Annotated in this window: 19 protein-coding genes and 1 pseudogene; 3 read left to right on the top strand and 17 right to left on the bottom strand. The window is 24.8% G+C overall.

Features of this window, described 5'->3' with window-relative positions:
* Positions 1-37 precede the first annotated feature (37 nt).
* The 7 genes from O6B72_RS09115 to O6B72_RS09085 all read right to left on the bottom strand — a co-directional run bounded on the left by O6B72_RS09115 (position 38) and on the right by O6B72_RS09085 (position 2999).
* On the bottom strand, positions 38-595 hold the full coding sequence (locus tag O6B72_RS09115) for a putative peptidoglycan-binding domain-containing protein (protein WP_269492965.1): 558 nt from the start codon (positions 593-595) through the stop codon (positions 38-40).
* Positions 588-947 (bottom strand): hypothetical protein, encoded by a 360-nt coding sequence (locus tag O6B72_RS09110; protein WP_269492964.1) that lies wholly within the window; start codon positions 945-947, stop codon positions 588-590. Before O6B72_RS09110 ends, O6B72_RS09115 begins: the two co-directional genes overlap by 8 nt.
* Positions 940-1122, bottom strand: coding sequence for an Rz1-like lysis system protein LysC (gene lysC, locus O6B72_RS09105; RefSeq protein ID WP_269484370.1), 183 nt, complete (start codon positions 1120-1122; stop codon positions 940-942). Before lysC ends, O6B72_RS09110 begins: the two co-directional genes overlap by 8 nt.
* The gene (locus O6B72_RS09100) at positions 1106-1450 is read right to left on the bottom strand and encodes a hypothetical protein (RefSeq protein ID WP_269492962.1); all 345 of its coding nucleotides are present in this window, start codon (positions 1448-1450) and stop codon (positions 1106-1108) included. The genes lysC and O6B72_RS09100 overlap by 17 nt, the downstream gene beginning before the upstream one ends.
* A gap of 50 nt (positions 1451-1500) precedes the next feature.
* Positions 1501-1860, bottom strand: coding sequence for a hypothetical protein (locus O6B72_RS09095; protein WP_269492961.1), 360 nt, complete (start codon positions 1858-1860; stop codon positions 1501-1503).
* Positions 1861-1870: 10 nt separating this feature from the next.
* The gene (locus O6B72_RS09090; RefSeq protein ID WP_269492960.1) at positions 1871-2218 is read right to left on the bottom strand and encodes a hypothetical protein; all 348 of its coding nucleotides are present in this window, start codon (positions 2216-2218) and stop codon (positions 1871-1873) included.
* Positions 2219-2780: 562 nt separating this feature from the next.
* Positions 2781-2999 (bottom strand): XRE family transcriptional regulator, encoded by a 219-nt coding sequence (locus O6B72_RS09085; protein ID WP_269492959.1) that lies wholly within the window; start codon positions 2997-2999, stop codon positions 2781-2783.
* A 166-nt stretch (positions 3000-3165) separates the two neighbouring features.
* On the opposite strand from O6B72_RS09085, the gene O6B72_RS09080 reads away from it, so the two are divergent.
* The 3 genes from O6B72_RS09080 to O6B72_RS09070 are packed head-to-tail and all read left to right on the top strand — an operon-like array spanning position 3166 to position 3881.
* A complete protein-coding gene (locus O6B72_RS09080) occupies positions 3166-3390 on the top strand; it encodes a hypothetical protein (protein ID WP_269492957.1) in 225 nt (74 codons plus the stop codon).
* A gap of 20 nt (positions 3391-3410) precedes the next feature.
* Positions 3411-3644 (top strand): hypothetical protein, encoded by a 234-nt coding sequence (locus O6B72_RS09075; protein ID WP_269492956.1) that lies wholly within the window; start codon positions 3411-3413, stop codon positions 3642-3644.
* An 18-nt stretch (positions 3645-3662) separates the two neighbouring features.
* Positions 3663-3881, top strand: coding sequence for a hypothetical protein (locus tag O6B72_RS09070; protein WP_269492954.1), 219 nt, complete (start codon positions 3663-3665; stop codon positions 3879-3881).
* 11 nt (positions 3882-3892) lie between these two features.
* Here O6B72_RS09070 and O6B72_RS09065 read toward each other — a convergent pair whose 3' ends face one another.
* The 10 genes and pseudogenes from O6B72_RS09065 to O6B72_RS09020 form a co-directional block, all read right to left on the bottom strand.
* Positions 3893-4252 (bottom strand): hypothetical protein, encoded by a 360-nt coding sequence (locus O6B72_RS09065; RefSeq protein WP_269492953.1) that lies wholly within the window; start codon positions 4250-4252, stop codon positions 3893-3895.
* A 10-nt stretch (positions 4253-4262) separates the two neighbouring features.
* Complete coding sequence (locus O6B72_RS09060) at positions 4263-5156, bottom strand: hypothetical protein (RefSeq protein WP_269492952.1); 894 nt, start codon at positions 5154-5156, stop codon at positions 4263-4265.
* Complete coding sequence (locus tag O6B72_RS09055) at positions 5157-5318, bottom strand: hypothetical protein (protein WP_269492951.1); 162 nt, start codon at positions 5316-5318, stop codon at positions 5157-5159.
* Positions 5318-6082 (bottom strand): hypothetical protein, encoded by a 765-nt coding sequence (locus O6B72_RS09050; RefSeq protein WP_269492949.1) that lies wholly within the window; start codon positions 6080-6082, stop codon positions 5318-5320. Before O6B72_RS09050 ends, O6B72_RS09055 begins: the two co-directional genes overlap by 1 nt.
* Positions 6079-6612 carry a hypothetical protein gene (locus tag O6B72_RS09045; RefSeq protein WP_269492948.1) on the bottom strand — a complete coding sequence of 178 codons (534 nt, stop codon included), beginning with the start codon at positions 6610-6612 and terminating at the stop codon, positions 6079-6081. The genes O6B72_RS09050 and O6B72_RS09045 overlap by 4 nt, the downstream gene beginning before the upstream one ends.
* Position 6613: 1 nt before the next feature.
* Positions 6614-7828 (bottom strand): hypothetical protein, encoded by a 1215-nt coding sequence (locus tag O6B72_RS09040; RefSeq protein ID WP_269492946.1) that lies wholly within the window; start codon positions 7826-7828, stop codon positions 6614-6616.
* An 11-nt stretch (positions 7829-7839) separates the two neighbouring features.
* Complete coding sequence (locus O6B72_RS09035; RefSeq protein ID WP_269492945.1) at positions 7840-8484, bottom strand: hypothetical protein; 645 nt, start codon at positions 8482-8484, stop codon at positions 7840-7842.
* 2 nt (positions 8485-8486) lie between these two features.
* Positions 8487-8834: a hypothetical protein gene (locus tag O6B72_RS09030; protein ID WP_269492943.1), complete on the bottom strand. Its 348-nt coding sequence runs from the start codon at positions 8832-8834 to the stop codon at positions 8487-8489.
* A gap of 3 nt (positions 8835-8837) precedes the next feature.
* Positions 8838-9020 (bottom strand): hypothetical protein, encoded by a 183-nt coding sequence (locus O6B72_RS09025; protein ID WP_269492941.1) that lies wholly within the window; start codon positions 9018-9020, stop codon positions 8838-8840.
* Positions 9021-9060: 40 nt separating this feature from the next.
* A pseudogene (locus O6B72_RS09020) lies at positions 9061-9931 on the bottom strand (hypothetical protein); the annotation flags it as partial.

Here is a 9931-nt window from a genome sequence, read left to right as displayed (position 1 = left end):
AAGATTTTATGATAAATGTCAATAGTTTTTTATAAATTTAACTATTTTTTATTCTATTTAACCACCCATTTAAAAAATGACTATATTGATTTGGATTGATTTTAGCTAAACTTTTATAAAAATTTGCAAATTTATCTTTATATTCTTTTTCAAAATATTTTTCATCAATTTTATTTAATGCTTTTATAGTATGATTACCAATTATACCGTCTTGCTTTGTATCTATTATTTGCTGAGTGTAAATTACTGCTCTATTTATACCTGTATTTACTGCAAATTTAAAAATTAAATCAGCAATTCTATTGTTTATTATTTCATTGAGCCTTAACTTATCCCAAAAGTTTTTTTCATAAAACTCTTTCACAAATTCATTTAAAACTATATCATTGTAACACTCATAACTAGCTTTGTTAATATTTTGAAAAATATCTAAATATTTATAAATTAATTCCCAACCTTTCCAGTTTGGATTAGCTTTTTCATAAATACCCATAAATGTATATCCGTTTTCACCCTTATTTTTATGAAGTGCATTATATGGACCTGATATCTCCAAATTTAACATTTCATCAAAACTTTTATCAAAATTACTCATCATTAAATCTTTTACTTAAAACAATTTTTTTCAAATCACTTAAATCGTTATGTGTTATCTCGTGCATTTTCAAACTTTCATTTATACCTTTATCAAGCCTATTAAGAGTTTCAATATTAGTTTTATTTTGAAGTTCTATACTTTTACTAAGTTCGGAATTTGATTTAGAGTTTTTTTCTATTACTCCAAGTAATTTGTCTTGATATTTTTCTATATTTTTTGTAAAAATTCTAGTATAAAAAAATACAACTAAAATTATAATTACGACACATACAAACATTACAGCTTGGGAGTTCCACTCATCTGCACTTAAGACGAATTTAGTAGTGCTATCTATCATTTTTTCATTCATCATTTAGCCTTTTAATTGAATTTATTTTTTGATTACACTCTTCTAAAGAGTTACTCAAATCAATTATAAAAATAGCAATATCCTTATTTGTTTTAATTTCTCTTTGTGTTGGATATGATGAAGTAAGAAATATTTCAGGCACTTTAACTTTTTGTATTTTAATTTGATTTTTCATTCCACAACCGTTTAGAAACAAACTTAACACTATCATAAATGATAGGATTGATAGTTTTATTGTCATCTTTGCTTTTATAAATTTCATCTTTTTTTTGATTTACCTTGTTTAAATTTATACTTATATTATTTTCAAATTCATATAAAATACCTAATGTTTTATTGTATTCATTACTTAAAAAATCTAAATTTGAATTTGATAAATTAAGTAAATTTTCCAAATTTTGTTTTTCTAAAGTTAAAGAGTTATTTTTATTTTCAAGTATGTTTATTTTAAAGTATAAAATTAAAAGAATAAAAATTAAAATTATATAAGTATAAATTTTCATATTTGTATCTTTAAAATAGCAACTCTTTTAAAGAGTTGCTATAAATTAAATTATGGTTGAGGAGATTCTTCACCGATTTTAATTTGTTGCATATGAATGATATAAACTTCTTCAAATTTAACACCGTCAAATGTAACATTTAATAAACCAGCTCTTATCTCATCTTCACTTAAATTAGGTTTTGCATAGAATGAAAAAGTTGTTTTTCTTCCGTCTTTTGCTTTACCTGTTACAGTTACTAAATTCACCATAGCTTCTACATCATTACCAGCTTTTGAAGTCACTTCATAAATTGCATAAGTTCCTTCTAGATTTGCGTCACAAAAAGCTTTTGTAGCAGCTGCGTCACCACTTGTTATAAATCCAAGTGTTCTTCCACCAATTACATTTCTTACTAAACTTTTAGCCATATCTTACTCCTTACGCATCGAATTTCATATTGCAAAAATCAGCTTTTATTCCACTATCATAATCGGCATCAAATTTACCGATTACGGTAGCTGGAATTGTTGTGTAATTTGCTGAAGCTTTTACATGTGGTATTTGTAAATAGCAACTTCTTCTTCCTGTTGGAGTTTTTGCTCCTACTGTGAAAGTTTTACGATTTAAATTAGCTGGTAAAACTGGTAAAGCAGTTCCACCCTCACCCTTTAACTCATAAACTTCAACTTCACCAGCAAGTAATGCCTGTAGCTTACCAGTATCAGCCTTACTTCCTTTTACAGATACAGTCTTAACTTGCAGTCCTTGTATTCTTTGTTTTAGCATTTTAGCTCCTTTGTTTTGATTTCAAAGACACAAAAAAATTATATTTGATTTTTAAAAAGTTCTGTAATTTAAATATTAAATAGCCTTAAAACAGGCATTTAAATAGAGTAAGAAAAAACAGTCATTTTGGTTTATATGGATTTTTAAATGGGTGAATTGGAAAGTTGAAAAATTATAGGTGATTTGAAGTTTTAAAGTTTAAAGAATTTTAAATCAAGTCCCCCACTAAGGGCTAGAAGCCCAGCGGGGGACTTGTAGAAGCAAGGATAAAAATAATCACTCATTCTAATCAACCATAAATTATAAAACACACACGCTTATTTAGTCAAGGGCGTCATAAATTTAACAAAAGCCACAAAAAATGTTACGAAAATTTTAAATAAATCGACAATGTGGCTTTTGTTAAATTTATTCGTGGATTGCTTCGCAACCCTTGACAAAATGCGTGTGCGTTTTATTTAGCTGGTATGATTAGAATGAGAAGATATGCTGTTGCACAGGGCTAGTGCAAAACAACATATCAACAAATTTAACCAGTAAAGAAAAAAATTAAATTTAGCCGTTAATCTTGCAAAATTTCATCTTTTAAAAGTCCTTTTATTTTGTCAAATTTTAACGATTTTTCATAATGAAAAAACCAACTTTGAAGCCAATCAGGAAAAGGCTTATTATCGCCATTCCAACCGTTGATAGTATTGTAAGGTAAATTTAATAGATTAGTTAAATCTTTTTTATTTAAATTTAATTTTTTTAATTTATTATCAAAATCATTTTTAGTCATTTTAAACCTTATTTATAAAAATATGAAATTATATCATAAAAACTTTTTTTTACAAAATATTATATCAAATAAACACAATATTAAGCATAATTTAAGTGTCAATTTGATATAATTAATACATAAAAAGAAGTTAATATAACATCTTTTAAATAAAAGGAGTAAAAAAATGAAAGTTATAAAAACTAAAAAAGAGCTTTTAAATAAAGCAGAATTATTAAATGCTATAGATATAACAAATTTAAGTAATAAAGAAGTTAGTAAGATAAAAAAAGATAAAGCCATATATAAAAGCTTTGGAAAACATGGAATTAATGCGATGATATTTCAAGATAACAAAGAAAAATATTATCTAGTAAAAGAAAGAGTTAGCAATTTATTTTATTTTGCATAATAAAAAAAGGAGATAAAAAAATGAAAAATTTTAATTTAATGAAAAAATGGATAAAAATTTATATAAAAAATTGTTTTAACGACCAACCATATATAATAACAATAAAATCAATATTAAACGAACCTTATTATTTTGAAGAATTTGTAAGATGGTTGGTAGATGAAAAAGGTGAAAACATAAATTATAAACTAAAAAAACAGATAAATGAATATGGCGGAACATTTATAAATTATGATGATTGTTTAAATTATTAAAATAAAAGGAGATAAAAAATGAAATCTATAGATGAAAAAATGAAAATAATAAAATTTATAAAAAATATAAATGAAGCTCTCAATAAAATAGGAGTTTTTTCAAATATGAGATATGAAAATGATGAAAATGTAATAAAAGGAATTGTAGGAAATAAAACTATAAATTTAAGTACTTGTTATAATGATACAAATTATTTAATAAAAAGCGTATTTAGAAAAATAAGCGAAATAGATTAAGGATTTTTTCCTTAATCTCTTTTAAATAATCTACATTTTAAACTATCTACAGCCATACCACCAACCTCAAGGTGAGTTTTTATCAAGGTTCTTAATCTATCTTCATTCATATTTAATTTTATATTATGAATTAAAATTTGCTTTGAAATATTATTTTTATTAGTTCCAAAAGCTTTAAATTGCTTAAAATACATAAAATCATCAATAGGGGGAATTGATAAAGTATCTTCAAAATGAACTTCATAAATACACTGAACCTTAGCAGTTGAAACAGCATTTAAAAAAGTTTGTAAATCTAAAACTGATTTAGCTTCTAAAGTAGAAGTTATAGTCCTATTCCCTTGTTTTTGTGTTATTTTAAAAAGTGGCATTATTATCCTTTCATAATATGATTTGATTATAAAGATTTTCATCAAAATAAAGCAATAAACTATCAATGTTATTTTTATTTTCAGTATCACTAATTTTACAAAAATAATCTAATATATCAAAATTATTTATAGAAACTAACATTTCTATATATAAATGTTCAACTTCTAAAGTACAATTTCCACCAAGATTAAAAGGTGTAGGCTCTTTATTTACAAAAGATAAAAATTTATCATATACAGGAAGTATAATTTCATTTACATTATTAAAATCTTTAGTATGAAATTTCTTTTTAAAAAATTTAGAAAAATTAACAGAGTAAGAAAGCGAATAAGAAAAATCATAATTACATAAAGAACTATATTCTTCAAAAAAACTACTATAACATAAGTCTTTTAAATCAAAAGTTTCTTCAGAAACAATACCAGAAATTATAGAAGAACGAAAACAAATACCATATCTATTTGGATTTCCGATATAAAAATCATCAACAACAACAAAAGAAGAACTAAAAGAAGAAAAACAATCATCAATTAATTTAATATCATAATTTAAAAATTCTCTAAATTCATTAAGATAAGATAAATTAGAAATATCATTAGAACTATGATTAGTCTTATCGTGATAACCAATTTTATCTTTATATTGAAATAAAAAAACATCAAAAGAACCATATTTTTTAATGATTTCAATACCATTACCAAAACCATAATCAACTTGTTGTCGTCCAAATTGATAATTTAAAAAGTTTTTATCAGTAAAAAAAGGTGAAAACATATCATAAAGACTAAATGAAAAATTAACACCACCATTTGAACCAGTATATTTTTCTTCAGAAAAAATTTTCAAACCATTTAAAGGTTCAGAACCCAATTCTAACTCTAAATCACGAAATAAAATTACCATTTATTCGTTTTTACTCTCATTAAATTTTTTTTCTTCAAAACTAGAACCACTAATTGTTTCATTCAAAAATTTTAATTCTTCAAATATCTTTTTTAATAAAGAAATTTCTAATTTAAATGCTTCACTTGCATTTAACTTTTTTTCTCCCTCATGCATAGCCATTAATTAGCTCCTTTATTATTAAGATATCCTAATCCATTAAGCATTTTCATAAACTCTTCGCTAAGACCTGTAATATTACCTTTATCATCACTTACATACATAAAATCTGCTACTTGATTTAGCTTATCGGCAGTTAATTCTTTACTTTTACCACCAGTAATACGATTTATTAAATCCATATCCGAAGAGGTAAAATTCTTTGTAAAAAGTTTAAATAAAAGCGTTTCATTCATTGAAGCAACTTTTGAACGAGCTATATTTAGTTTATGACTTTCATTTTGTATCATTCCATTTTTCATTTGCTCACTCATATTAAAAACAGATGAACCAGTATTTAAATTTCCATCTCCTGAAACTAAAAGCTGACCTGCTTGAACTGCTAAACGAGATTTATTTATAACGTTTTCCTTACTATCACCAAAAAAACTCATAATATTTTTTGCAATTCTTCCTTTTCTACCACCAATTTTTCCTTTAAATTTACCTAAAAGACTTTTTGCTAAACCAAGCTGTGCTATAACAATGGCAGCAACAATTTTATAAATTTTTTGTAAAAATTGCTCTTGTTTTTGAATATATAAAAATAAAGCAGATGATACCATAACAGTCATTGCAGATTTTAAAGCACTATTAATAGTTTCATTGTCCGTATCTATAACTTTATTTAATCTTTGTATTACTTCACCATAAGCAACATTATAAGTTAAATCTTCAAAAAATTCATTAACACCATTTTGTCCAATTTTACCTAAGCTACTACTCATTTATTTAACTCTCTTATCTTCTCACAAGACCAGTTATCACCATTATCACAACCAATTTGATAATATTTTATAGCTTCAGATTTTGCAAGATTTTTATCAGAATAATAATCTAAAATACTTTTTGCATAATCACTACAATAAGAATAATCTAACAAACAAGAAGTTTTTATAAAATTCATATAATTTCTAATATGACCTTGAGATTTTTCATAATCAGCTAATTGAGAACACCTAAAAGAATTACCATTTAAACAATCATCATACATATTTTGAATATTTTCAGAACGTATAGTAAAAGGTGCTTCAGCTAACCTATGCCATTCTTCTTTTTCTTCTTTAGTCATTTTTCTAGGCTCTTGCGAACCATAAATAGTATTAAATGCTTCATAATAAGCTCTATCATCTAAAATTCTATTAAATTCTATATAAATAGCAATAGCACATAAAACAAATACAACTAAAAAAAACTTATTATCTAAAAGTTTTTTTATTTTTCTTTTTCTTTCTTCTTTTTTAAAATCAAATTGCATTTTAAAGTCCTTTTAATAAATCTCTTTGCAAATTTAAACGACTACCTAAATTAAATAACCCTTTAATTGTTTCATCAACATCGCTATCATCTTCAGGAATATCATCAGGATTAAAATCATTTTCATCAGTTTGAATTTTACTATCCATAACAGCTTTTGTAGTTTGTACTTCTCTTGGTGACATTGTAGCTATAGCCTTACCATTTATATCAGTCAAAGCTCTAGGCTCTTTATTATACTTATCATTTTCCTCATAAATTTCATAAGTTTTTTCTTCAAATTCTAATGATTTATCACTATTTTCAGACTGTTTAAATTGTGCTTCAGCTATTTTTTCATAATCAGCTTGAATTTTCTTTTGAATATCAATAAAATTACTTGGAAAATCAACTTTAACCCTGTCTTTTATATTTAAATTGCTTTCAACCCTTATCGTATTATCTACTGTTGCAGGTTTTACATTTATAATATTTGTAGGATTAATATTTGGTTTAACATCTAAAACAGGAGCAAAACTAGGTTTTATTTCAGGTAAATTTATAACTGGGTCAAACTTTAATCCTTTTAAAGATTGTGAAATTTGCTCTAAATTTTGAGAATTTGGAGAAACTGCTTCCTTTATACCTTTAAGTGAAATAGCAACATCTCCAATAATTGAATTTAGTTTATCTTGCATTTGAATTTGAGCAGTTGCAAAAACTTCACTTTCTTTATTAATAGTAGTATCGCCATAACTTCTATTATCAGATTTTGAAATATTTTTCACAGTAGCAACTCCAACTAAACCAACAGCATTAACTAGCTTAATTAAAATATTGTTTTGCTGATTTAAAATAGATAAAAGATTATTTTCTAATAAATTTGGACTTGGAGCTGGTGTTGGTGTTGGACTAGGACTTGGAGTTGGTGCTGGAGGTTGTGGAGTTGGATTATCTTTACCACCCCAACCACTAGGCAAATTTCTAAAATTTCTATTTTGTTCTTGAGTTAAAGACATAAAATCAGGGTCATTAGAAAAATCACTAATACCCATTTCAGTAGGCATAAATATTGAACCTAAACCACCAATATTTTTAATTAATTTACTTAATGAATTAAGCTTTTGACTTTTTACAGCTTTTTTATTAGCATTTTCAGCCCAATTTTTACTTACTGCTTTTTTATTTTCAGTATTATTTGCAGGTTCTAAAGCATTATTACCCTCATACCAACTCACTATTTATCCTTTTATTTTTTATCTACTTTTTTAACATAAGGAGTTATAAATACACTAGGTAAAAACATAATATCATTATTTTCATTTTCAACTTTATATATAATTATATAATTATTAAGCTCATTTAACAATAAACCACTAGATAAAACTTTTAATTTTACTGGATAAATTGTAGAACTTACAAAATCATTATCCTTAAAACTACCATAAGCACCATTTAAACTAGGATTTAAATTAAATAAATTTACATTAGCAATATCGTATGTTTGATTTAATTTTATTTCAGAAACAATACTAGATTTACTTTCTTGAAAATTTTTATTAAAATCAGATATAAACTTTTTTCCATTTTCTTCAAATTTAATATTAAAATTATCAACAACAAAATCTAAATTATCCCTTAGTGTATCTAATTTAGAATAAAGCGTATTAAGTTTTACCGTAACAATATCCATAGAAAAATCTGATATAGAATTATGTAAATCAGATATCATATTTTTCATATAAAATAAATCAGAATTTATTTTTTGAGAAATTACTTCATCTACAATTAATTTAATTTTTTCATAATCAATATTAGCAACAACAGTATTATGATTATCTTCTCCAGTCCCTTTTAAAAAACCCTCTTTAACAAAGCCATTTTTCAAAAACATTTCTAGCCTTTATTTTTTAAAACTTTTACTTCTTCTTCAAGTGTTTGTATCCTATCGCCTAATTTATAAACACACGATACTAACCTAAATAAAAAAAGTTCAAACTCCTCAGGTTCAAAAGGCTTTCCTAAACTTGTTCTGCTAAGACTATCAACTTGAAATCCAGCCCCATAAAGCTGGTCCTCAATTCCAGCAAAACCACCAATAGCCCCCTCAAAAAAGCTTGGCACCTCTTTTAATGCATCGTATTTTCTTACTCTTTTTTCTTCTTCGCTACTTCCACTTCCACCACCACCAGGTTCAACATTATTCCTACTCATTCTTAATTTCATTTTTTGCATTTCATTCATCTTTTATCCTTTTAAATTAAAATTAATTAAATCATTGTTAATTTTTAAAAAATTATTATTGATTAAAAAAAGCTTTTGTTTGCTATTTTTTTCATCTTTTTTATAATCTTTTAATGCTTCATCTAAATATAAACTAGATGAAACTATATTTAAAACTATGTTTTCCAAAAATTTTTCTTTCTTCATTTTTTACCTTTTTCATAAATATATCTTAATTGTTAAAAGTTTAGTCATAGTATTTTTTTAATGCTTCTTTAACACCCTTAGCATAATCATCTGAACCAATATCATCTAAAGAAAAACAAAACTCTATCAAGTTATTTTCAAAAATATCAGTCATTTTATTATCCGAAATTTCAGATTTTTTAAACAAATTTTCATTATTTGAAAACTTATCAGCAACTTTTAAAAGACCATATTTATGTAAAGTTAAACCCTCTTTTGCTAAATCTTTTTCAACAGCAATCAACACATCTTTAAAAGCTCCTATATAACCCATATTTGTATAAACTTGACTTATAAAACCCTTTAATGCTTTTTTACACTTTTCAATATTTGGAACAAATTCAATTCCTTGCTTATAAAGAGGTTCATTATTTTTTTCATACTTCCAAGCTTTTAACATATCCCAAAACTGAAATCTATCTTTATTTTTATCAACTCTTTGATAAATTTTTCTTATACTATCATTTAAAATTTCATTATTTTGAATTCTAGATATTTCATCATCATTTAAATCATACCATTTACAAAGACTTAATCCTTGAAGCCAAAAAGAGTGTAAATTATCAAATAAAAACTCTACTTCATCATCACACTTTGGAATTAAATTTTTTATATATCTTCTTCCAAATTCGCATTCGTGTCTAAAAACATAATTTTTTTTATTGAAATCAAATCCGTTAATCTTCCACTTTTCAAATATCAAAGGTGCTAAATTTTTATTTGTTATTTCCTTTACTTTATTATAAATTCTAAACATTGCAGGACTTTTTCCAAAACTCACTCCCTCAAATTGATTAAACCTTATAAAAGCTTTTGTATCCATTGATGAAAAATCTATAAATTTCATCTCTTTTTCATCATTATCGATTAAA

This window comes from Campylobacter ureolyticus (assembly GCF_027277485.1).
Lineage (GTDB): Bacteria > Campylobacterota > Campylobacteria > Campylobacterales > Campylobacteraceae > Campylobacter_B > Campylobacter_B ureolyticus_B.
The sequence above is the reverse complement of the archived record's forward strand: the minus strand, read 5'-3'. Positions and strand labels throughout refer to the sequence as shown.